The organism is Roseibium aggregatum IAM 12614 (genome assembly GCF_000168975.1).
Taxonomy (GTDB): Bacteria; Pseudomonadota; Alphaproteobacteria; order Rhizobiales; family Stappiaceae; genus Roseibium; species Roseibium aggregatum.
The window spans coordinates 401,189-422,552 of the sequence record NZ_AAUW01000001.1; the positions used below are offsets into that span (position 1 = coordinate 401,189).

Consider the following 21,364-nt stretch of genomic DNA (forward strand, 5'->3'; position numbering starts at 1 on the left):
CACGTCATTTCAGTTGCCGTAACCGGGTCTCCTGTTCACTCCAGCCCGAGGCAGGACGCGTAGAAGCTAGTGGTTGCGGGCCAATCGGAGAAGATGCCCTTGACGCCGACCTGACGCGCCAGCACGTCGACAACCTCATAAAGCTTGCCGTCGCCGTCGATGGCGTCGTTGACGGTCTGATAGTACCAGCCTCCGCCAGACGACAACGGGCCGGATCGTTCCAGGCTCCAGGCAATCAGCTCAAGACCCGCTTCCCTGGCGGCCTTGGCATAGGCTGAGGGAACGATCTTGCCGTCTTCCTGGGCGAGGAGAGCGAAGAGCGGCGGCGCGAGATAGTTGACGCCCATCGCTTTCAACTCGGCCATGGAAGGGGAGAAGGTTTCCGGATTCGCGGGATCGATATCGCGGCGGCCTTCCAGGTAAATGGCCTGCTTGCCGTAGTCCGGTTCGTTTTCGATCCAGTAGAGAACGTCCTCGAGGTTGAAGGATTGAGGATAGACGTCTTCTGGCGGAATGCCTGCGGCCTTGTAGTCATCGATCAGCTTTTGGGCGTAGGCGGCCTGGGTGAAGCCGTCAAACGGCATCTCGACTTCGGGAGCTTTCAGTTCGGGAGTGAACTTCACACCAAGATCCTTGAAAAGACGGATCGAGGCCTCGTGGGTCATCAGCGTTCCCGTGCCCGCATAAAGTTCGGTGCGCCAGGGGGCTGTGCCTTTCTGGTAGGCTTCAGGGGTTGTTGCGGACTTGTCCGCGCTGTCCATCTTGCCCTGCAACGACTTGAATTCGGCAAGGGTCAGATCGCTTGTCCGGCAGTCGGCCGATGCGGGCGTGTCACCGGAGGCCGCCGTGAAGGTCTGCGTGCATTTGCTGGCAAGATCGGTCGTCAGAATGTTGGTGGTCGTGTGCAGATCATTCTGGGAATGCCGGCAGACCAGTTCCTTGTCCTTGGTGAAGGTGACGTCGCATTCCAGGATGCCGGCTCCCATCAGCGCAGCGGCGCGATAGCCTTCCTCGGTATGTTCGGGAAACTGCAAGGGAGCACCGCGATGGCTGATCGAAAACTGCGTGCGCTTCGCGGGTTTGCCGATGCAGGCCGTCAATGTGTCCTTCAACGCACCGTCCGCCATCTGGGAAACGAGATAGGCTGGACGGGGTCCAAGTTCGACGGTGTCCGCTTGGGCAGGAAAGGCGGCGCACAGCCCGGTCAGGCAGAAAAGAACTGGTTTGAGGCGCATGAGGTATCCAATGGCTTTGTGGAAAGAAGGGAATTAACTAGCGGCACGCAGGGCAGGAACAAGTGCAGCACCGCCAACTAGGCGGGCTGCCAGGTAAGTCTGAGCGATTCCGGGCCTCTCACCGACAGGCCGCGTTTGTAGGAGACGTTGTCTTGTGCAAGGTCAATCGACTTGAACCTTCTGAGCAGCGTTGAAAAAATGATGTCCATGTCCAGCCGTGCAAGGTGGTTGCCGAGGCAGAAATGCGCGCCGCGGCCGAAGGCAATGTGCCAATTGGGCGACCTGCCGGCATCGAAGCGGTCGGCGTCGGGAAACTGGGCCGGGTCACGGTTGGCTGCTCCATAGAGGACGCCGAATTTCGTGCCGCGCGGATAGTCGTCGCCGCAAACCGTCATGTCTTCGGTAGAGTAGCGATGGAAGAAGGGCAGGGGCGATTCATACCGGAACATCTCCTGTACCGCCGTTTTCATCAGCGACGGGTCCTGGCGCAGACGCTGCAACTCATCCGGAAATTTCAACAGCGCATGCATGCCGCTGCCGAGAACATCGATGGTCGAACCGTGACCGGCCATCAGGATCAGCATGGCGGTCGAGATGAATTCGTCCTCGTTCATCTGACCGGCCCGTTCCGCCTCTATCATCAGTGACAGAAGGTCGTCCTTCGGGGAACGTTCGCGCTCTGCCTTCAGACTTTGCAGATAGAGGTAGAACTCGGTCGTATTGCGTTCGGCAAGTTCCTTGCGCGCGTCCGTCCGGTCGATGTCGAAATACTGGACGATGTTCTCCGACCAGACACGCAGTTGCGGGCAGTCCTCGTCGGGTACGCCGAGAACACGGCCGATGATATGTCCCGGAACGTGAGCCGCGAGATCTTCGATAAAGTCGATTTCGCTCCGGTCCGCCAGACTGTCGAACAGACGATCGACATAAGCCTGGATGTCGTCGCGCAGCTTGCCGACCATCACCGGCGTAAACAGCTTGAACACCTGCTTGCGCAGCCGGTCATGAATCTCTCCGTCGCTGTCCAGCAGCGAGAACTGCACGAAGCGCGAATGATGCGGCATGTCGTGCCAGTTCTGGGCTCGTTTCAGGGCCGCGATTTCCTCCGCATCGGCAATGTGGTCCATGGACCTGACCATCTTGCCGTTTTGCACGATTTCCGAAACGTCATCGAACCGCGCGGCCAGCCAGATGTCGAAATCCTCGAAGTAAGTCAAACCCTTGCGTCCGCGCAGCGCGGCGTAGAACGGGTAGGGGTCTTGCGCGAAGGCATCCGACAATGGGGCGAAGGAAAGGTCTGTGGACGGGCTCATGAAGGGCTCTTGAGGTCGGTTTGGATGGGGTAGAATTGTGATTCTTGGCAGGGTCGAAGATTTGGCTGGCCAAGTGCAAGCGAAAAGCGGGAGCTATGGGCCATTTTTGTGGTCTTTGGGAAAGTTATCCCAAGCCAGACCTTTAGCTCCTGGGGATTGTGAGGAAATGACATTTCTGACGATATCGGCAAAGGGCTCGAAATCTTAACAATTTCTAAACGCGGGCCGGCAGGCCTGCTTGCACAAACCAGCAGAACCGTGTGTGCGTGGGGCCGTAATGCGTGTGCCAAAGGCTTTCAATGACGAGTATCAAACCTTCTTGCGGGAGACGGGCCTGGACAATCCCAATCCGCAAGCTCTCCTCATGGAACTTGCCTCGCTTTCGATGGAAGTCTACCTGAAGGAAATCGCCTGGCTTTCCGAGTTCATCGGCAAGATCGAACGCGCCAAAAAGGCCGCTGCGTAATGGTAAGGGTCCACACCCTGGCCAGTTTACGTTATTTCCGACACCTACTTCACAAACACCAAAACATCCCACCGGAGATTGTAAGCGTCTCCGGTGCAATTTTGATGACGAGCGGCACGCCTTGAAGCATACTCTGACGGTATACCGTGCGGAGCAGCTGTGTCAGGTCCATCAGTCAGTTCTCCACCACCAGGGAAATCCTGAAGTTCGAGGGCGCCAACAAAGCGGCCTACTGGCGAAAATTCGCCCTGCTGCTGTCGCTTGCCGTGATCATCGCTACGATGGGACTTCTGCGAAATTCAGGCGCCGTGGTGATTGCGGCCATGCTTGTCGCTCCCCTGATGACGCCGATCCTCGGTATTGCCTCATCTATCGTCATGGGATGGGTCGGCAGAGCGCTGTTCCTTATACTCACGGTCTGGCTGGCGGCGGGGGCCAGTATCATCATCTCATGGCTGATTGTCTGGATAGCCGATGCCCCTTCGACATTGTTGCTTCCGGATGAGGTGCTGAGCCGGAGCAACCCTGGTGCGGAAGACATGGTCGTCGCGCTGGCGGCCGGTATCGCGGGTGCCTATGTCCAGATACGGAAGTCGGAAATCAGTCTGCTGCCCGGTGCGGCCATTGGCGTTTCGCTGGTTCCGCCGCTTGCGGCGGCCGGTATCCTGCTTTACTTAGGCGAACAGGAAGCGGCCTATGAGGCAACGCTGCTCTTTGCCACCAATTTCGGTGCGATCATCTTCTCTGCCAGCATTGTCTATATTGTCCTTGGCCCACGGGAGCGTGGTCTTCCGCAAGGCGCATCGGGGCGTCAAGTTTACCCTCGGCATGGCGGTAACGCTGGCCTTCCTGACCGTCGTTCTGGTCCAGCTGCTGGCAGCGACTTACCTGCGTTACATCGAAACCGGAACAGATGCCATCCTGGCACAACGTACCAAGGAATGGGCAGGGGACACCCCTGTCGAGATCATCCGGGTGGATGTGCACGCGCGCACCAAGATTGCGGAGATCTGGGTTCTTCTCGATCTGCCATCGGACGCGCAGTACAAGATCGGTTCTCTTGATGACTTCCTGCCGGCAGCGATGAAGGAGCATCCCTTCAGGAAAGCCGCCCGCGACGTTCTGGGAGAAGACGACAAGGTGGTCGTCAGGTATCAGACACGTATCGCCTGGCAGGTGGATCTCGCAACGGAAGCGATTGATGTCGCGCCTTCGGTCGATGCCGTGCAGGAGGATTGACGAGCACTACAAAATAAAACCCCGCCGAAAAGGCGGGGTTTTGAACAACTGCGTGTCCGGTTCGGTCCTAGGCAGTTGCCAGCAGTGCCCGGCTGGCGAGATAGGCAGCTTTGGCCGGCACCGAAAGCCATGCCTTCGCCTGGGCAACGCGTTCGGGCGTATAGTGATGCTCTTCATCAAGCATGTTGAGGGTGCCCACCAGCGTATCGCCCAGAACGACAGGCAGGTTGATGACCGAGCCGCAGCCGAGGCGGCCGATCAGTTCGTAGTCCGGAAACACGCTCGCGATGTCGGCAAGCGTATTGGCAACGAAGCTCTGCCGGTCCTTGTGCACGGTTTCGAACCAGCGGTCATAGGTAATCTGCTTGGTGCCGGAAACCGGATAGTCTTCCGGATGCGAGGTGTAGGAGCGCTGTGCCAGCCCGGTTGTCATGTCTGCTGTCATGAAGGTGAACAGCTTCGCGCCGATGGTTGCCCGTGTCAGGTTCATGAGAGCTTCAAACGCGGCGTCGGAAGTGGTTGCGATGGACAAGGCATGGTCAAACGTGGCCAAAGGGCCGGAAAAATCGGTCATCTATCGAATTCTCGAGCAAATATGGTTGAGGGTCAGGCGGATTGCAGAGTGCCGCCGCTGGCGGCATAGAGTTCGCGGGAATAAGGCTCGGACAGCCGGCCCGACTTGAGGGCGTCGACACCGGCAATCTCCACCACGCGGCCATAGCGCATGACGGCCAAACGGTCGCACAGGAACGAGACCACGGGCAGGTTGTGAGTGACCATAAGATAGGTCAGCCCCTGTTCGCGCCGCAGTTTCTTCAAGAGGTTCAGGATTTCCGCCTGCACGGAAACGTCCAGCGCGGACGTTGGTTCGTCCAGCAGCAGCACCCGTGGTTCCAGCATCAAGGCGCGCGCGATGGCAACGCGTTGGCGCTGACCGCCGGAAAGCTGATGCGGAAAGCGGAAGCGGAACCGCTGGTCCAGGCCGACTGCGGCCAGCATGTCCTTGACCCGGCTGTCCCGTCCGCCAATGCCATGAATGGCCAGCGGTTCGGCAAGGCAGGTGTCTACGGTCTTGCGCGGATGCAGCGAGCCATAGGGGTCCTGAAACACCATCTGGCAGGTTTCGGCGAAGGCCCGGTCCGGGGCATGGCCGCGGGCCTTGCCCTCAACGCTGATGGTTCCTGTCCAGTCAGGAGCCAGTCCGGAAATCGCTTTCAGGATCGTCGATTTGCCGGAGCCGGATTCCCCGACAAGTGCAAAGCTCTCCCCTTCGGCAACATCAAAGGTGACATCATGAACCACGGCCGTGTCGCCATAGCTGATGGAGAGATTTTCCAGATGGATAGCGGTATTGGTCATGTTCCGGCTCCCGTGGTCCAGGTGCTGCGGTCCAGAACGGGCAGCTCATCGCGATCTTCATCCATGCGCGGCATCGCCGCGATCAGGCCGCGGGTGTAGGGGTGCTTTGCCTTGTGCAAGTCGCTCGCCTTGCATTGCTCGACGATTTCGCCGCTGTTCATCACCAGAATACGATCGCAATAACGGGACACCAGATTGAGGTCGTGGCTGATCAGGATCAGCCCCATGCCCTTGCCGGTGACCAGATCGTCGATGATGTCGAGCACCTGGGCCTGCACGGAAACGTCGAGTGCGGAGGTCGGTTCGTCGGCGATCAGCAGATCCGGTTCAGGGATAAGCATCATGGCGATCATGATGCGCTGGCCCATCCCGCCGGAAACCTCATGCGGATAAAGATCGGCGACACGGGACGGTTCGTTGATGCGAACCGCTTCCAGCATTGCCAGCACCCGTTCCTTCAGCTCCCGGCGTGGCAGCTTCTTGTGGGTGACGAGGGCTTCGGCGATCTGCTCGCCGACGGTCATGACCGGGTTCAGCGAGAATTTCGGGTCCTGCATGACCATGGAAATGCGGGCCCCGCGCAGATCGCGCATCTGGCGTTCGCTGCGGCTGAGCAGGTCGATGCCGTCGAAGGTCATGCGTCGGGCAGCGACCTTGCCGGGTTTGCGGATCAGGCGCAGGATCGCCCGGCCGGTCATGGATTTGCCGGAGCCGGATTCGCCCACGATCCCCAGCCGTTCGCGGCCAAGCGTGAACGAAATGCCCTTGACCACATCGACCGGGCCGCGCGCTGTCGGGAAGGTGACGGTCAGGCCGTCAATCTCGAGAAGGGGCGCGCTCATTGCTTGTCTCCCTGTTTGGGATCGAGCACGTCGCGCAGGCCGTCACCGAGGAAACAGAAGCCGAGGCTCACCAGGATGATGGCAAAACCCGGCATGGTGGCGACCCACCATTGGTCGAGAATGAAGTTGCGTCCACGCGAGATCATCGCGCCCCATTCCGGCAGGGGCGGCTGCGCACCCAGGCCGAGAAAGCCGAGACCGGCCGCCGTCAGGATGATGCCGGCCATGTCCAGTGTGACGCGAATGATGGTGGAGGATGCACAGAGCGGCAGCACGTGGCGCAGGATGACGCGCGCGGATGACGCCCCCTGCAGGCGTACGGCGGCAATGAACTCCGCATCGCGGAAGGTGATCGTTTCCGCGCGGGCGATACGCGCGTAGGCGGGCCACGCGGTGATCGCGATGGCGATGATCGCGTTTTCGATACCGGGTCCAAGGGCCGCCACGAAGGCAAGCGCAAGGATCAGTTTCGGCATGGACAGGAAGATATCGGTCACGCCCATGAGCACCCGGTCTGTCCAGCCGCCGAAATATCCGGAGATCGCACCGACAATGAGGCCGATGGGAGCGGCAATGACGGCCACCATGGTGACGATCATCAACGTGATCCGTGCCCCGTAGACCACCCGGGAATAGATGTCCCGGCCCAGCTCGTCGGTGCCCATCCAGTGAGCTGCGGATGGAGGCATCAAGCGGTTGGCCAGATCCTGGCCGATGGGAGAATAGGGGGCGAGCAGGGGCGCGAAGATCGCCATCACGATCAGCACCAGAATGATGAAGCCACCCACCACGGCAAGCGGATTGCGCAGCAGCGCTGCAAACACACGCCAGGCGCGGCCAAGGTATGCCTGCAGGCGTGAAGAGGGACTGTCGTCGAGAAGCCAGTCGATCATTTGCGGGCCCTCGGATCGAGAATGCGGTAAAGCACGTCGGAAATCTTGTTGATGAGGATGAAGACGGCACCAATGACAAGGGTCGCGCCAAGCACGGCGTTCATGTCGGCATTGAGCAGGGCATTGGTCAGATAGTTGCCGATACCGGGCCAGGAGAACACGGTCTCGATCATCACCGATCCTTCCAGGAGCGCGGCATAGGACAGGCCGATCACGGTGATGAGCTGAATACGGATCGGATAGAACGCGTGGCGCCAGATGACGCGGCGTTCCGGCACGCCTTTTACCCGCGCAGTGGTCACATATTCATGGCCAAGCTGGTCGAGCATGAAGGAGCGGGTCATGCGGGCGATATAAGCAAGGCTGAAGAACCCGAGGATCGATGCCGGCAGCATCAGGTGATCGAGCGCGTTCCAGAAGATGTCCCACTCACCGGCGACGAGGCTGTCGATCAGGTAAAGTCCGGTAACAGGATCGACGATGCCGTCATAGAAGATGTCGATCCGGCCCGGGCCGGCAACCCAACCAAGGCCAGCGTAGAACACCGCCAGGCCCACCAGACCAAGCCAGAAAGCGGGAACGGAATAACCCAGAAGTCCGAGCACGCGGATCAACTGGTCGACCCAGCTTCCCTGACGCGTTGCTGCCAATACCCCCATTGGCACGCCAAGCAGAACGCCGATCAGGATGCCGATGGTTGCCATTTCCAGGGTGGCGGGAAAGAAGCGCGCCAGATCTTCAGTGACGGGCCGTCCGGTGGAAATCGACGTGCCGAGATTTCCGGTGAAGACATCGCCCACATAGGAGAAAAACTGGATGATCAGCGGACGGTCGAGCCCCATCGCCTGCCGCGCGGCCTCATAAACCTCGTTCGAAGCCCTGTCGCCGACAACCGCCAGCACCGGATCGATCGGCACCACGCGGCCGATGAAGAACGTGATCGCAAGCAGGCCGAGAAACGTTGCAGCCGTCACGACGCAAAAGCGCAGCACCGCGGCGGCGCTGCCCAGAAGCTGGCTCGTCAACAGGCCTTCCCGCGCGTCGGTCGCACTTTCAGAGGGCTCAAAAGACATGCCGGTATCGGCGTATCGCCGTTCCCTGTTCAACCGGTTTCTTCAAGTCGGCTCTCCACGCTTGTGTGACTCAATTTCTGAAGCTGGGCTTTCAGGTTGTTGTTTTTAAACAGTTTTGAGAAAGCGCCTCAGGTGGGTTCGTTTCAAAGCTGCCTAAAAAAGTTCTTGGAGCATACAAAAAAATCTGGTTACATCAAAAAAATTTTGATGGGAGTAAAAATCTTTGAGCAGTTCGACGGCACGTGCCGCCTCCGATGTCGACACAAAGGTTGGTGCGCTGATCCGGGCGCGGCGGCGGCAATTGGGTCTGACACTGCAACAACTGGGCGACGCTTCGAACCTGTCGGTCGGCTATCTCAGCCAGGTCGAGCGTGACCATGCCACACCGACACTCGGTTCTCTGGCTGGCATTGCCCGGGCACTCGGCGTTGGGCTGGACTATTTCGTTGCCCAGCCGCGTGCCCAGGACGCGCTCACCCGCGCCGCGACACGTCCCAATTTCTCCATTTCCGGTTCCGCGGTCAGCTATGAGCGGCTGGCCACCGAGTTTCCGGGAAACCAGCTTTCCTCCTTCATCCTCACGGTGCCGCCTGGATATGCTTCCGAAACGGTGAGCCATGAGGGTGAGGAGCTGATCTACATCCTGGAAGGATCCATCACCCAGTATCTCGACGGGGTGGCGATGGTGATGACCGCTGGCGACAGCCTGCATTACCGGGGAAACACCCCCCATGCCTGGTCCAACCCGAACGACGCGCCGGCGAAGATCCTGTGGACCGGCACCCTGACGATTTTCAACGCCGGTGACGAGAAAACCAGCCGTATCGAGCTGGTGTCGCCGGACAAGAATGCGGTGAAGGCATCGCCTGGCCGCACCAAGAACAAGAACAAATCCTAACCCCTGACAGACGGAGACGAAGGAATGAAGCTTTTAAGGACCGCACTTCTGGCGGCCACCCTGGCACTGCCGATTGCGCAACCTGCCAGTGCCGCGACGCCGGACAACATTCTGGTTGTGGCGCAGAATATCGATGACATTGTCGCCATTGATCCGGCACAGGCCTACGAGTTTTCCTCCGGCGAACTCGTGACAAACGTCTATGACCGACTGGTGCAATACGATGCCGAAGACCCGACGGTTCTGGCACCGGGCCTTGCGGCCGAATGGCAGGCCGACGCTGACGCCAAGACCATCACCTTCACCCTGCGCGATGGTGCGAAATTCCATTCCGGTAATCCGGTTCGTGCGGAAGACGTCGTGTTTTCCTTCGCACGCGTCATCAAGCTGAACCTCACCCCGGCTTTCATCCTGGCCCAGCTCGGCTGGACGGCGGAAAATGTCGAGGACATGGTTGCGGCGGACGGCAACAAGGTCATCGTCAAATACGAAGGTGATTTCTCGCCGGCTTTCGCCCTCAACGTCCTGGCAGCCCGCCCGGCTTCCATCGTCGATGAAAAGACGGTGATGGAGCATGAAGAAGACGGCGACATGGGCAACAAGTGGCTCAATGCCAACTCTGCCGGTTCTGGTCCTTTCGAACTGCAGACCTACCGCCCGAGCGAACTGGTGCGGTACAAATCCAACGCCGATTACTTCAAGGGCGCTCCGAAGGTTGAAGGTGTCATCATCCGTCACGTTGCCGAAGCTGCCACCCAGCAGCTTCTGCTGCAGTCTGGCGATGTCGACATGGCCCGTAACCTGACGCCGGACCAGATTGCCGGTATGGAAGGCGACACCGTCAAGGTGGAAACCTATCCGCAGGCCGCGGTCCACTTCTTGTCCTTCAACCAGAAGAAGGACGTTCTGCAGCCTGAAGCGGTGTGGGACGCGGCGCGTTACCTCGTCAACTACAAGGGCATGACCGACAGCTTCCTGAAGGGCCAGATGGAAATCCATCAGGCTTTCTGGCCGAAGGGCTTCCCGGGATCCTATGACGAAACGCCTTACACCTATGCCCCTGAAAAGGCCAAGCAGATCCTGGCGGATGCGGGCATCGAGACGCCGATCACGGTAACCCTCGACGTGATCAACTCCACACCGTTCACGGATATGGCCCAGTCGCTGCAGGCAAGCTTTGCCGAAGCCGGCATCAACTTCGACATCATCCCGGGCACCGGTTCGCAGGTCATCACCAAGTACCGCGAGCGCAGCCACGAGGCGATGCTGCTGTACTGGGGCCCGGACTTCATGGACCCGCACTCCAACGCCAAGGCCTTTGCCTATAACAGCGACAACTCCGACGACAACTACCAGGCAACCACCACATGGCGGAATGCCTGGGCTGTTCCGGCAGAGATGAACGACATGACCAAGGCAGCGCTGGCCGAGAGCGATCCGGAAAAACGCAACGAGATGTATGTCGAATTGCAGAAGGAAGTTCAGGCCAAATCGCCGATCGTCATCATGTTCCAGGCAGCCTATCAGGTCGCCATGGACCAGAAGGTCGAAGGCTACGTCAACGGTGCCACCTCCGACTTTGTCTACTATCGTCTTGTGACGAAGAACCGACGCGAAAGATCAAGCCGTCCCGGTCTCCGGGGCGGCTTTTTGTTTCTTGCAGCCGGTCACCGATTGACCAATCTTTCCGGAGTTTCCTGAAATGTCTTCCCTTTCCGATCAGCGCCTTGCCGCCCTGCGCGATCGCATGTCCGCGACCGGGACCGACCTCGTGGCCATTGGTCCTTCCAGTCACATGATGTATCTGGCCGGTCTCGACCCCCATGGCGATGAGCGACCGGTGATGCTGCTGGTTTCGAAAAGCCATGCCGGCTTCCTGATGCCGGCGCTCAATGTCGACAGCTCGCGCCAGAAGACAAACTTGCCCTTCTTCCCCTGGCGCGACGACGACGGCCCCGATGCCGCGCTCGCCATGCTGCTGGCAGCTTCCGGTCTTCCCGAAACGCCGAGTGTCGTTATCGACGAGACCATGCGCGCTGATTTCGCCTTGCTGTTGCTGGATGCCCTTCCGGGCGCTTCGCGCCGGTTTACCGGCGACACGGTCGGTTTCCTGCGCGCCCGAAAGGAAGAGGACGAATACCGGCGTCTCAAAGCCAGTGCCGTTCTGAATGACGCAGCTGCCATGGCTGGTTTCGATGCGCTGAAACCGGGCATTACCGAACTTGAGATCGCTGCCGTCATCCGCGACGTCTACAAGCAGGCTGGCGCAACGCCGGTTTTCACCTCGGTCTGCTTCGGCGGTAATGGGGCTTTCCCGCATCATCACACCGGCGAAACGCAATTGAAAGACGGCGATGCCGTGCTGATCGATACCGGCGGCCGACTTGAGGAATACCCGTCCGACATGACCCGGGTCGGTTTCTTCGGTACGCCGACAGAGGAATTTGAAAAAGTCCACGCGATTGTGGAAAAGGCCGTGGAGGCAGCTCTTGCGGCGGCAAAGCCGGGTGTTGCTGCGAAATCAATCGACAAGGCCGCCCGGGATGTCATTTCAGCGGCAGGCTATGGCGAGTTTTTTACACACCGCACAGGCCACGGCCTTGGAATAGACATACATGAGCCTCCATATCTGACGGCGACTTCCGAAACCGTGCTCGACGAGGGCATGGTGTTTTCAATCGAACCTGGAATTTACCTTCCCGGTCAATTCGGCCTGCGTCTTGAGGAAATCGTGATCCTGCGCGCCGATGGACCGGAGACCCTCTCCGACTTGCCGCGCACCGCGGTGGTGAGGTAAAGGCCCTTCAATAGGCGGGCACGAAGCTGTTTCGGGTACGGGGTCGGATTGCCGCTCCTTCGTAAGGGAAGGGGCACGAAAATCTTGTAAGGGTTTGCGGGAGGCCTGCTTTGAAGCGGGACTTTCGCGAAGCCTGACCGCGAAGCCGAAACGGATTCATGCTTGAAGTAATTGAACTGGACATTCCCGAAGTCAGAATTCTCTGCCCGAAGCGGCATGGTGACAGCCGTGGTTTCTTTTCCGAAACCTACAACAAGGCTCTGCTGAGCGACGCCGGAATAGACATCGATTTCATACAGGACAATCACGCCTATTCCGCGGAAAAGGGAACGGTTCGCGGGCTGCATTACCAGATGCCGCCCTTCGCACAGGACAAGCTGGTGCGGGTTGTGCGCGGCGCGATACTGGATGTTGCTGTCGATCTGCGGGTGGGGTCTCCGACCTACGGCCAGCATGTGTCGTCGGTCATCTCCGCTGAAAATGGAAAGCAGATCCTGGTTCCCACAGGGTTTGCCCACGGACTGGTGACGCTGGAGCCGCACACCGAGGTTCTTTACAAGGTGTCGCAATACTACGCCCCGGAGCACGACCGGGGCATCTTGTGGAACGATCCCGAACTCGCCATCGATTGGGGTCTGGCTGAAGCCGATGCCGTCCTCTCGCCAAAAGACCGAAAATTGCCAAGGCTTGCCGAAGTCGCCGCCTGTTTTTCTTACCCGGAGGCAGCGGAAGCATGAAGGTTCTCGTTACGGGTGGTGCCGGCTTTATCGGATCCGCGGTCGTGCGAAAGCTGGTGTCGCAGCAGCTTGCGGGCGTCGTAACAGTCGACGCCCTGACCTATGCCGGTAACATGGCATCACTCGCGCCAGTTTTGGATACGCGACAGCACCGCTTTGTGAAGGCTGACATACGCGACGGTGCCGCAATGGCCAGTCTCCTGGAAAAGGAAGCGCCTGACGCGGTGATGCATCTGGCCGCCGAAAGCCATGTCGACCGGTCAATAGACGGCCCGGCTGCCTTTATCGATACAAACATCGTGGGAACCTGCACCTTGCTGGAAGCGGTGCGAGGATATTGGTCCGGCTTGCCACTGCCACGCAAGGAAGCGTTCCGGTTTCATCATGTGTCCACGGATGAGGTCTATGGCAGTCTCGGCCCGTCGGGCGCCTTCAAGGAAACAACCGCATACGCACCGAATTCGCCTTATAGCGCCTCAAAGGCTGCGTCGGATCATCTGGTCAGGGCTTGGCACCATACCTATGGGCTGCCGGTGGTCACCACCAATTGCTCCAACAACTACGGGCCTTATCAGTTTCCCGAAAAGCTGATCCCCTTGATGATCCTGAACGGGCTTGAGGACAAACCGCTGCCGGTTTACGGCGCGGGTGCCAACATCCGGGACTGGCTTCATGTCGAAGATCATGCGGACGCCTTGTGGCTGGTGCTGACGCGCGGCGTGCCGGGGCAGGTCTACAATATCGGCGGTGACGCCGAGCGGCGGAACATCGACGTTGTGTACCTGATCTGCGATCTGCTGGATGAGCTGGTGCCTTCTGGCAAATCTCGGCACGAATTGATCACCTTCGTGACCGACCGACCCGGCCATGATGCACGTTACGCCATGGACATTTCCCGGATTACTGCCGAGCTGGGCTGGCGGCCCAGCCATTCCTTTGAAAGCGGATTGCGCCAGACGGTCGACTGGTATCTTGCCAATCGCAGTTGGTGGGAAGCAGTTCGCACCGGCCGCTATGCCGGCAACAGGCTGGGGCTTGGTGCCAATGGTGTTTCAAGTGCATCTGCTGGTGCCCCATGACGCGCATACTGCTCACCGGCGCGAACGGCCAGCTTGGCTATGAAGTCGCCAGGAAAGGCCGGGAAATGGGGCTCGATCTGGCGGCACTCGACAGATCGCAACTGGATATTACAGACCGCGCGGCCGTTGCGGATGTCGTGCAGCAGATTGCCCCCGATCTGATCATCAATACGGCCGCCTACACCGCCGTCGATCGCGCCGAAACCGACAGTCAGGCGGCCTTTGCGGTCAATCGTGACGGACCACGCAATCTTGCGGAAGCTGCGCAAAAGCACGGATCGGTGCTGATACATTTTTCGACGGACTACGTCTTCGACGGGTCACAACCTCATGCTTATGTCGAACAGGATGAAGTCGGCCCCATTGGCGTATACGGCGAAAGCAAGGAGGCGGGAGAAGCCGCCATCCGCGCAGTCACTGAGCGTCACCTGATCCTGCGCACGTCCTGGGTCTACGGCGTTCATGGCGCCAATTTTGTTCGCACGATGCTGAGGCTCGCGCAGGAGAGGGCGCACATTCGTGTTGTCAACGATCAGAGCGGGTGTCCGACCTATGCTGCGGATCTGGCGGAAGTCGTGCTGCGACTGGCCGAACGGGTCCTGAACGGGCAGCTTCAACAAGACGGCTACGGGACATTTCACTGTGCCGGTCAGGGCCAGGTGACCTGGCATGGGTTTGCGGACAAGATTTTCCAGCTTGCCGGCGAGCGGTTCGGCAAAAAGCCTGAGCTGATTGCCATTCCAGGCTCCGAATTTCCCTCGCGCGCCAGGCGGCCGGCAAACTCGGCACTGGATTGCTCAAAACTGGCGCGGGTTCACGGGCTTGCCTTGAGACAGTGGCAAGAAGCATTGTCGGACATGCTGGACCATCTGGATCGAAATGCCTGATTTTACTTAAGCACTTGGACGGAATTGGAGTTGGCAAATGAAAGGCATCGTACTCGCGGGGGGAAGCGGAACGCGTCTTTTCCCGGTTACCAGATGCATCTCCAAGCAACTGCTGCCTGTCTACGACAAGCCGATGATCTACTATCCATTGAGCGTCCTGATGCTTGCGGGGATAAGAGATCTGCTGATCATCACGACACCGCGGGATGCAGCCGCCTTTCAGAGCCTTCTGGAAGACGGTGCGCAATGGGGCGTCAATATCAGTTATGCCGTTCAGCCCGAGCCGGCGGGCATCGCGCAGGCGTTCCTGATCGCTGAGGACTTTCTCGCGGGGCAGGAATGTGCCCTCATCCTGGGGGACAATCTCTATTATGGCCACGGTCTGACGGACATTCTCGCGCGGGCGTCTGAACGAAAGTCCGGAGCGACCCTGTTCGCCTATGAAGTCGCCCAGCCGGAGCGCTATGGCGTCATTTCTCTCGACCCCTCCGGAAAACCGTCTTCGATAGAAGAAAAGCCGAAATCCCCGCGCTCTTCCTGGGCCGTGACAGGACTTTACTTCTACGACAAGGACGTTGCCGCCATCGCCTCCGACATCCGTCCAAGTGCACGGGGTGAACTGGAAATCACGGATGTGAATGCCCGGTATCTGGAACGTGGGGACCTCCATGTCGAACAACTTGGCCGCGGATTTGCGTGGTTCGATATGGGAACGCACGACAGTCTCATCGAGTCCGCAACCTTCGTCCAGGCCATCGAAAAAAGACAGGGGCATCGCATCGCCGTGCCGGAAGAAATTGCATTCAAGAACGGCTGGATTACTGTGAACGATCTGGAGCGCCTGAGCGAAGACTATTCCAACAGCGGGTATGGCAGTTATTTGCTGAAGATCGCGCAGGCAACATAGCGGCACCAGATCCGGCTTCTTCTTTCGCCGGCTTGGTGCGCCGATTAGTTTAGTTTCTTGCGGAATTTGAAGGATTATTATTTATGACAGTCCTTCGCCGGATTACCCAGGTTTTCGGATCTCCTTATACTTTCGGGGCTGCTTGCTGGTGGTATCTTTTGGGCAAGAGGGTACGTGCACAGAACAGATTTCGTGCAGTCTTCAGCAGCAATATCGTCCAGGCATATAATGATCGCATTGCGAATGCCGTCTGCATGGCTCAGGCAAAGCTGACTGACGAGGAAATTGCGGGCATTCGCAAGGAAATTGAGGGTTGGGACGAAAAGCCCCTCATTTCCATCGTCATGCCGGTCTATAATTCTGACGGAGAGCAGCTTGGAGCCGCAGTTGAATCCGTCAGGCAGCAGATTTATCAGGACTGGGAACTCTGCATAGCGGACGATTGTTCGACTGTGCCGCAGGTCCGCACGATCCTTGAAGCTGTTGCGGCTGAGGACAGGCGCATCAAACTCGTCTTCAGAAACACAAACGGCCATATCTGCGCGGCATCAAACTCAGCTCTTGAACTTGCTGAAGGCCCATTTGTTGCCTTCATGGATCATGACGACCCGGAAACCCAGTTGATCATAGATCTCGTACAAGGCGTGTGAGGCGACTACGATGGTTTCGGCTGCCGTTGATAGCATCTTGTGCTGTCCATTGCGGAGGCCAAGCAACCGCTCCCGGTAATTTTCGGGAAGGGACAGGTCGTGCTCTGCGGCTCAGAGATTGTCATCGATCACATAGTAGAGCCGCTTGTTCTTCTCGCCTAAAAGACGCTGGACGACAGCAGGATGATCCCGCCGGCAAACGACGATGGCCCTGCGGGTTGAAAACGAGTTGATGCCCTCACGACGCAAGCCGCTTTCACGATTTGAGTTCAGGAAATAGATGTCTGTTGTAGGAATGGTTTTGAATGAGGAGTGCATATTGCGAGCAAAGAGGCTGTAGCAATAATATAAATCTTCTGAAGACCTTATTGGTAATTTTTCGGATATTTTCATAAAGAAAATTGCTCGAAAGATCGGGTTGAAATACTGTAGCTCAATATCACGCGAGACTTCATAGATTGTCGCTGATTTTTTTCGGGCGCCGCAAGATGAAATTCAATGTCACTATAGGTAAGTTTACCCATGGTGAGCCGTGCACCGCAAGCAACTCCGGGAGGCGAAAGCTCTCCGCGGCAAAACTTATGCGAGAATATTTTGATCCAGAACCGATACGCCCAAGGCAAGGCTGAAAAACAGCCGCCACTCGTTCTGCAATTAACAAATTATATGGGGAAGTTGGTGTTGGTCGGGCAGGCCGGATTTGAACCGACGACCCCTTCACCCCCAGTGAAGTGCGCTACCAGGCTGCGCTACTGCCCGAACGGACCCTACCTAGCTTGTTCGCATGACAAGCGCAAGCAGGTTATTGCGCTTGGGCAGGGGCTTTTCCAGACTTCTGTAACTTCCGGCCATTGACCGCGCCGACGTACGCCGCGGAGCGGCCGTGACCCAGCTTTTCCGCGGCAATCAGCCCCCATGCGAGGCCGTAGAGCATGTACATGTGCCGCCAGTGATCCGTGTCGATGATCGCGGAGAGGATCAGATGCGCCGTAAAAACGGCAAAGACGCTCTGTGTGAAAGCCGTCCACGGGCGTGATTTGAACAGGAGCGGCGCCAGGGCGCAGAACGTCCAGAGGGCCATCAGAATATAGATCGAGCCGCCAAGCCAGCCGTAGGTGGTGTAGCCCTTCAGATAGACGTTGTGCTCGTCCTCCGGGAAATACTTGTTGAATTCCAGCGGACCAAGACCGAGCGGATGGTCCATCACCATCTGAAACCCGAGCGAATATCGAGCGAAACGGCCAAGGCGGGCGCCATCGTAGGATTGCACGAGCTTTGCGCGTTCGGCGAACATGTCGGCAACCGTGTCAACGGAGAGCGCTGCGCCTATCAGTGCCAGGACGGCAAGAATGCCGATTGCACCGAGCAGCACGAGGCGTGCCCGGCGGGGGCCGGGTTTTTCGGTGACAAGCGCCAGAAAATAAATGAGCAGAACCGATGCCAGCAGAACACCCCAGGCACCGCGCGAGAAACTCAAGAAGACGCCAAGCATCAAAATGGCGAGCGGCACCAGCAGATGCAGGTTGTGCAGGACAGACTGGCGCAGCAGCTTCTGGATCAGGAGCACGGTCGGTAGCACAAGAAACGGGCCGAACACGTTGGGGTCCTGGAAGGTGCCGCGGGCTCGATCGTAGAGCGTGAAATAGGATGCGCCCGGGAAGAGGTGGAAATATCCGGCGATCCCGATGGCCGCCACCAGCACGGCACTGGCGATATAGCCGCTCTGGATGACCCGGAACCGCCCGGGGTCTTCCGCGATGATGGCGGCATAAAATATGGCTGTGACCGCCAGAAAGCCGGAAACGGCGATGTACATCACCGCATCGCCCATTTCCTTGGCCATCGGAATGGAGGCAATTCCGCCGGCGATATAAAGCATCAGGCAGATGATCAGTGGACCGAACTCTCGCCGAAGCTTGAGGCCGCAGGCAAGCCAGACGACCAGAAGAAGCGCCATATAAAGTTCGTAGGGCGCCGGTTCCTCAATCACGAAACCCGAGAGAAAGGCAGCAAGCCAAAGCGAACCGTTGCCCAGACTTTTGGCCTGAAGACCGATGGGCGCGCGCGCATGGGGCGTGCCGCCGAAAGGTTCGGTCGCAAGGCTCAATAAGCGTTCTCCGTATTGAAAAGTCGAAATGGTGTTTGAAGAAGGATCTTCAGGTCAAACAGGATCGACCAGTTCTCGATATAGTAGACGTCGCACTCCACACGCTTCTGGATTTTTTCCGGCGTGTCGACTTCACCGCGCCAGCCGTTGATCTGGGCATATCCGGTCACGCCGGGTTTCACCTTGTGCCGCGCGAAATAACCGTCGACGACGTCGTCCCAGGTCTTGTTGTCGGTGTGGGCGTTGACCGCATGCGGGCGAGGGCCGACAAGCGACAGGCTGCCGCCCAGAACGTTGAAAAGCTGGGGCAGTTCGTCAATCGAAGTCTTGCGGATGAACCGCCCGACCCGGGTGACGCGCGGATCGCCCTTTGTAACCACTTTCTTTGCGTCCGGATCGGCCATTTCCGTATACATGGATCGGAATTTCAGAACTTCGATGATCTCGTTGTTGAAACCATAACGCTTCTGCCTGAACAGGACCGGCCCCTTGCTTTCCAGCTTCACGGCGATGGCTGCCGCGATCATGACCGGGAACAGCATGATGAGAGCCAGTGAACCGAAGACCAGGTCGAAGATGCGTTTGGCCACCATGTCCCAGTCGGCAATCGGCTTTTCGACAACATCGACAAAGGGAACCGTGCCGATGAAGCTGGATCCGCGGTTACGGAAGCGAACCTTGTCCGTGTGGGCCGAAAGCCGGATGTCGACCGGCAGGACCCACAGTTTTTTCAAAAGCTCCAGCACCCTTTTCTCTGCGCGCAAGGGAATGCAGACAATGAGCATGTCAATGCGTGCAAGCCTTGCGAACTCCACAAGGGCGCTGATGTTACCGAGTTTCGGATATCCGGCCACGACTGGTGGTGAACGGTCGTTGTTCCGGTCGTCGAAAATACCGCAAATACGGATGTCGTTGTCTGGCTGAGCTTCCAGATCGTGGATCAGTTCCTGGGCGGCCGTGCCGCCGCCGACAATGATCGCACGCCTTTCCAGGCGGCCCGATTTCATCCAGTGGCGCACCAGCCGGAAGACAACGAACCGCGACAGGCAAAGTCCCGTCAGACTTGTGGCGAACCACGCGCCAATCCAGGCTTCAGAAAGCTCGGCGCCAACACTTGTCGTGGTGCGCAGAAGCGCGAACATGGCAAACACAAGGGTCCAGCCGGCAGCTACGCGCCCGATCTGCGACAGACCCTGGCGCATGACCGGTACCTGATAGAGATCGGCCGCCTGAAAAAAAGCGAGCGCGAACAGGAGGGCGGCGCTGGTGATAAAAAGATTGCCAAGTCCGAAGCCGGCGGCTTCCGGACTGCTAAAGCTCGCGACAAGGGCTGTCCCGGCAATAAGCAATACATCCGTCAGGCGCACCATGCCCGTAAGAACGGTTGCAGACAGGCCTTTTCCGCCAAGACCCTGTGCAATTTCAAAGGCTTCGGCTGAAAGGCTGCTGTTGGCGGCAGACAGAACCTTGATGTTGCTTTGTCCGGTCGTGCCTTGAACGGAGTGTCTGAGATGCTGTTCCAGCCGGTTGCCAAGACCGGATACACCGCCCGGAACAGGCTTCGGTTCAAATGGATCTGTAGGTTTTAAAACTGGACTTCTCATTATTGATTGCTCGATCTGGCAAGAACAGTCTGCGCACGGCTTACGGCAGAGACACTTTCAACCTTGGTGGATGTCGAGCTGTCGGTCGGAGCGATGCCCTGGATTTCCTGATAGAGGGTCGTAATTCTGTCGTTCATCAGGTCGACCGAGAATGTTTCGGCAAGACAGCTGCGCAGTTTTTTCGCCTGCTTTGCCATCTCGGCCGGATCGGCGAGGGCTTCTTCCATGGCAACGGTCAGTTTGCCGATATGGCCCGGCGCCACCAGGCGATTGACATAGCGGCCGAATATTTCCGGAATGCCTCCGACCCGTGTTGCGATCAGCGGCCGCTCGGCGGCCACGGTCTCCAGAATGATGTAGGGCATGGCTTCCGCACGCGAGGGAACAACAACGGTTCTCGCAAGTTTGAAAGCCTCCCGGGCGGGCAGGGCGCCGTGGAACGTAATTGAACCTTCCAGCCCCAGCTTTTTGACCATGTTTCGATAGCGCTCTTCATCCGGGCCTTCGCCGACGATATGAGCCTTGGGCGCGATGCCGGTTTTCAGGCGAATGTTGTAAAGCGCCTCGATGAACAGGTCAGGCCCCTTCAGATCCCGCAGCATGCCGATATAGAGAAAATCGGCGGCCTCATTATTGACGGGAACCGGTTGGAATTCCTCTGTCGTCAGCCCGTTGTAAACGATCCGCGACCGTGCTGTCGGGTGACCGACCTTGCTTTCATAAGCCGCGGCTTCATAGTCGGAGACGAAGATCAGCCCGTCAGTCATCCGGCCCAGGAGCCGTTCCAGCATGTGATAAACACGGCCTTCGAACCGGTTGGGGTCGTAATGCAGGCTGCCGCCGTGCGGGCAATAGACCCGGGCGGTTTTCTGGCCTCGCAGCCGCAGCACAGTGCCGATCAGGCGCGCATAGGCCCCGCCTTTGGCACCATGTCCATGCAGGATGTCGGGGTTGAGATCCCGAATATGTCTGTAGAGAGAAACAGTCGCCGTCAGATCCTGAACGGTTAGCTGACGTTGCATGGGAAAGCGTGCAAGGCCGAGAGAAAGCTTCGGCTTCAGCTCTTCAAGAAGTTTATTGTCGAACGCACTGCCCGTGTTGCTGTCGCATACGAGCCCGACATCGTGTCCCGCTTCCGACTGGCAGATGGCCAGATCACGGATGTGGCGGAAGATACCGCCGATAGGCGAGCGTACGCAATGCACGATCCGCATAGGGGGCGTTGTCATAATGCATTATCCCTGTTTCAACCCCCAGGTTTCTTTTTGAACCTGTGGG

General features: G+C 58.4%; 21 protein-coding genes, 1 tRNA gene and 1 pseudogene. 11 read left to right on the plus strand and 12 right to left on the minus strand.

Features of this window, described 5'->3' with window-relative positions:
* Positions 1 to 35 precede the first annotated feature (35 nt).
* Entirely contained in the window at positions 36 to 1,235 is a 1,200-nt protein-coding gene (locus tag SIAM614_RS01835; RefSeq protein WP_006931580.1) for a glycerophosphodiester phosphodiesterase family protein, read from the minus strand.
* 77 nt (positions 1,236 to 1,312) lie between these two features.
* Positions 1,313 to 2,548, minus strand: a complete 1,236-nt coding sequence (locus SIAM614_RS01840) for a cytochrome P450 (RefSeq protein ID WP_006931581.1) — start codon at positions 2,546 to 2,548, stop codon at positions 1,313 to 1,315.
* A 277-nt stretch (positions 2,549 to 2,825) separates the two neighbouring features.
* Here SIAM614_RS01840 and SIAM614_RS01845 point away from each other — a divergent pair, with 277 nt between their 5' ends.
* The 3 genes and pseudogenes from SIAM614_RS01845 to SIAM614_RS32855 all read left to right on the plus strand — a co-directional run bounded on the left by SIAM614_RS01845 (position 2,826) and on the right by SIAM614_RS32855 (position 4,253).
* A complete protein-coding gene (locus SIAM614_RS01845; protein ID WP_006931582.1) occupies positions 2,826 to 3,014 on the plus strand; it encodes a hypothetical protein in 189 nt (62 codons plus the stop codon).
* A gap of 323 nt (positions 3,015 to 3,337) precedes the next feature.
* Positions 3,338 to 3,745, plus strand: a pseudogene (locus SIAM614_RS33495) (DUF389 domain-containing protein); the annotation flags it as partial.
* A 52-nt stretch (positions 3,746 to 3,797) separates the two neighbouring features.
* Positions 3,798 to 4,253, plus strand: a complete 456-nt coding sequence (locus SIAM614_RS32855; RefSeq protein WP_229597928.1) for a hypothetical protein — start codon at positions 3,798 to 3,800, stop codon at positions 4,251 to 4,253.
* Positions 4,254 to 4,320: 67 nt separating this feature from the next.
* Here SIAM614_RS32855 and SIAM614_RS01860 read toward each other — a convergent pair whose 3' ends face one another.
* From SIAM614_RS01860 to SIAM614_RS01880, 5 genes are read right to left on the minus strand one after another with little or no spacing between them, the layout of a single operon-like run.
* Positions 4,321 to 4,827 carry a GAF domain-containing protein gene (locus SIAM614_RS01860; protein ID WP_006931585.1) on the minus strand — a complete coding sequence of 169 codons (507 nt, stop codon included), beginning with the start codon at positions 4,825 to 4,827 and terminating at the stop codon, positions 4,321 to 4,323.
* A 32-nt stretch (positions 4,828 to 4,859) separates the two neighbouring features.
* The gene (locus tag SIAM614_RS01865) at positions 4,860 to 5,612 is read right to left on the minus strand and encodes an ABC transporter ATP-binding protein (protein WP_006931586.1); all 753 of its coding nucleotides are present in this window, start codon (positions 5,610 to 5,612) and stop codon (positions 4,860 to 4,862) included.
* Positions 5,609 to 6,454 carry an ABC transporter ATP-binding protein gene (locus SIAM614_RS01870; RefSeq protein ID WP_006931587.1) on the minus strand — a complete coding sequence of 282 codons (846 nt, stop codon included), beginning with the start codon at positions 6,452 to 6,454 and terminating at the stop codon, positions 5,609 to 5,611. Before SIAM614_RS01870 ends, SIAM614_RS01865 begins: the two co-directional genes overlap by 4 nt.
* Positions 6,451 to 7,347 carry an ABC transporter permease gene (locus SIAM614_RS01875; RefSeq protein WP_006931590.1) on the minus strand — a complete coding sequence of 299 codons (897 nt, stop codon included), beginning with the start codon at positions 7,345 to 7,347 and terminating at the stop codon, positions 6,451 to 6,453. Before SIAM614_RS01875 ends, SIAM614_RS01870 begins: the two co-directional genes overlap by 4 nt.
* Positions 7,344 to 8,420: an ABC transporter permease gene (locus tag SIAM614_RS01880; RefSeq protein ID WP_050789307.1), complete on the minus strand. Its 1,077-nt coding sequence runs from the start codon at positions 8,418 to 8,420 to the stop codon at positions 7,344 to 7,346. Before SIAM614_RS01880 ends, SIAM614_RS01875 begins: the two co-directional genes overlap by 4 nt.
* A 223-nt stretch (positions 8,421 to 8,643) precedes the next feature.
* Here SIAM614_RS01880 and SIAM614_RS01885 point away from each other — a divergent pair, with 223 nt between their 5' ends.
* The 8 genes from SIAM614_RS01885 (at position 8,644) to SIAM614_RS01920 (ending at position 16,375) form a co-directional block, all read left to right on the plus strand.
* Positions 8,644 to 9,318 carry a cupin domain-containing protein gene (locus SIAM614_RS01885; protein WP_006931594.1) on the plus strand — a complete coding sequence of 225 codons (675 nt, stop codon included), beginning with the start codon at positions 8,644 to 8,646 and terminating at the stop codon, positions 9,316 to 9,318.
* A gap of 24 nt (positions 9,319 to 9,342) precedes the next feature.
* Positions 9,343 to 11,019, plus strand: a complete 1,677-nt coding sequence (locus SIAM614_RS01890; RefSeq protein ID WP_006931598.1) for an ABC transporter substrate-binding protein — start codon at positions 9,343 to 9,345, stop codon at positions 11,017 to 11,019.
* A 1-nt stretch (position 11,020) separates the two neighbouring features.
* Positions 11,021 to 12,115, plus strand: coding sequence for a M24 family metallopeptidase (locus tag SIAM614_RS01895; RefSeq protein ID WP_006931600.1), 1,095 nt, complete (start codon positions 11,021 to 11,023; stop codon positions 12,113 to 12,115).
* 158 nt (positions 12,116 to 12,273) lie between these two features.
* Positions 12,274 to 12,852 (plus strand): dTDP-4-dehydrorhamnose 3,5-epimerase, encoded by a 579-nt coding sequence (gene rfbC / locus SIAM614_RS01900; RefSeq protein WP_006931602.1) that lies wholly within the window; start codon positions 12,274 to 12,276, stop codon positions 12,850 to 12,852.
* On the plus strand, positions 12,849 to 13,931 hold the full coding sequence (gene rfbB, locus SIAM614_RS01905) for a dTDP-glucose 4,6-dehydratase (protein ID WP_006931604.1): 1,083 nt from the start codon (positions 12,849 to 12,851) through the stop codon (positions 13,929 to 13,931). Before rfbC ends, rfbB begins: the two co-directional genes overlap by 4 nt.
* Positions 13,928 to 14,818 (plus strand): dTDP-4-dehydrorhamnose reductase, encoded by an 891-nt coding sequence (rfbD, locus tag SIAM614_RS01910; protein WP_006931606.1) that lies wholly within the window; start codon positions 13,928 to 13,930, stop codon positions 14,816 to 14,818. Before rfbB ends, rfbD begins: the two co-directional genes overlap by 4 nt.
* 37 nt (positions 14,819 to 14,855) lie before the next feature.
* Positions 14,856 to 15,725: a glucose-1-phosphate thymidylyltransferase RfbA gene (rfbA, locus tag SIAM614_RS01915; protein WP_006931608.1), complete on the plus strand. Its 870-nt coding sequence runs from the start codon at positions 14,856 to 14,858 to the stop codon at positions 15,723 to 15,725.
* Between the two features lie 254 nt (positions 15,726 to 15,979).
* Positions 15,980 to 16,375, plus strand: coding sequence for a glycosyltransferase (locus tag SIAM614_RS01920; protein WP_040438778.1), 396 nt, complete (start codon positions 15,980 to 15,982; stop codon positions 16,373 to 16,375).
* A gap of 111 nt (positions 16,376 to 16,486) precedes the next feature.
* Here the strand turns inward: SIAM614_RS01920 and SIAM614_RS01925 are convergent, their stop codons facing one another.
* The 5 genes from SIAM614_RS01925 to SIAM614_RS01945 all read right to left on the minus strand — a co-directional run bounded on the left by SIAM614_RS01925 (position 16,487) and on the right by SIAM614_RS01945 (position 21,315).
* Positions 16,487 to 16,768 (minus strand): hypothetical protein, encoded by a 282-nt coding sequence (locus SIAM614_RS01925; RefSeq protein ID WP_157139620.1) that lies wholly within the window; start codon positions 16,766 to 16,768, stop codon positions 16,487 to 16,489.
* A gap of 289 nt (positions 16,769 to 17,057) precedes the next feature.
* Positions 17,058 to 17,134 (minus strand) — tRNA-Pro (locus SIAM614_RS01930).
* 43 nt (positions 17,135 to 17,177) lie between these two features.
* Entirely contained in the window at positions 17,178 to 18,482 is a 1,305-nt protein-coding gene (locus tag SIAM614_RS01935) for an O-antigen ligase family protein (RefSeq protein ID WP_006931613.1), read from the minus strand.
* Positions 18,479 to 20,086 (minus strand): undecaprenyl-phosphate glucose phosphotransferase, encoded by a 1,608-nt coding sequence (locus SIAM614_RS01940; RefSeq protein WP_006931615.1) that lies wholly within the window; start codon positions 20,084 to 20,086, stop codon positions 18,479 to 18,481. The genes SIAM614_RS01935 and SIAM614_RS01940 overlap by 4 nt, the downstream gene beginning before the upstream one ends.
* The gene (locus SIAM614_RS01945) at positions 20,086 to 21,315 is read right to left on the minus strand and encodes a glycosyltransferase (RefSeq protein ID WP_040438782.1); all 1,230 of its coding nucleotides are present in this window, start codon (positions 21,313 to 21,315) and stop codon (positions 20,086 to 20,088) included. Before SIAM614_RS01945 ends, SIAM614_RS01940 begins: the two co-directional genes overlap by 1 nt.
* Positions 21,316 to 21,364: the final 49 nt, after the last annotated feature.

Coding starts and splice junctions, on each gene's coding strand:
- SIAM614_RS01835 (WP_006931580.1), bottom strand. CDS start 1,235: ATGCGCCTCAAACCAGTTCTTTTCTGCCTGACCGGGCTGTGCGCCGCC.
- SIAM614_RS01840 (WP_006931581.1), bottom strand. CDS start 2,548: ATGAGCCCGTCCACAGACCTTTCCTTCGCCCCATTGTCGGATGCCTTC.
- SIAM614_RS01845 (WP_006931582.1), top strand. CDS start 2,826: ATGCGTGTGCCAAAGGCTTTCAATGACGAGTATCAAACCTTCTTGCGG.
- SIAM614_RS01860 (WP_006931585.1), bottom strand. CDS start 4,827: ATGACCGATTTTTCCGGCCCTTTGGCCACGTTTGACCATGCCTTGTCC.
- SIAM614_RS01865 (WP_006931586.1), bottom strand. CDS start 5,612: ATGACCAATACCGCTATCCATCTGGAAAATCTCTCCATCAGCTATGGC.
- SIAM614_RS01870 (WP_006931587.1), bottom strand. CDS start 6,454: ATGAGCGCGCCCCTTCTCGAGATTGACGGCCTGACCGTCACCTTCCCG.
- SIAM614_RS01875 (WP_006931590.1), bottom strand. CDS start 7,347: ATGATCGACTGGCTTCTCGACGACAGTCCCTCTTCACGCCTGCAGGCA.
- SIAM614_RS01880 (WP_050789307.1), bottom strand. CDS start 8,420: ATGTCTTTTGAGCCCTCTGAAAGTGCGACCGACGCGCGGGAAGGCCTG.
- SIAM614_RS01890 (WP_006931598.1), top strand. CDS start 9,343: ATGAAGCTTTTAAGGACCGCACTTCTGGCGGCCACCCTGGCACTGCCG.
- SIAM614_RS01895 (WP_006931600.1), top strand. CDS start 11,021: ATGTCTTCCCTTTCCGATCAGCGCCTTGCCGCCCTGCGCGATCGCATG.
- rfbC (WP_006931602.1), top strand. CDS start 12,274: ATGCTTGAAGTAATTGAACTGGACATTCCCGAAGTCAGAATTCTCTGC.
- rfbB (WP_006931604.1), top strand. CDS start 12,849: ATGAAGGTTCTCGTTACGGGTGGTGCCGGCTTTATCGGATCCGCGGTC.
- rfbD (WP_006931606.1), top strand. CDS start 13,928: ATGACGCGCATACTGCTCACCGGCGCGAACGGCCAGCTTGGCTATGAA.
- rfbA (WP_006931608.1), top strand. CDS start 14,856: ATGAAAGGCATCGTACTCGCGGGGGGAAGCGGAACGCGTCTTTTCCCG.
- SIAM614_RS01920 (WP_040438778.1), top strand. CDS start 15,980: ATGGCTCAGGCAAAGCTGACTGACGAGGAAATTGCGGGCATTCGCAAG.
- SIAM614_RS01925 (WP_157139620.1), bottom strand. CDS start 16,768: ATGAAAATATCCGAAAAATTACCAATAAGGTCTTCAGAAGATTTATAT.
- SIAM614_RS01940 (WP_006931615.1), bottom strand. CDS start 20,086: ATGAGAAGTCCAGTTTTAAAACCTACAGATCCATTTGAACCGAAGCCT.
- SIAM614_RS01945 (WP_040438782.1), bottom strand. CDS start 21,315: ATGACAACGCCCCCTATGCGGATCGTGCATTGCGTACGCTCGCCTATC.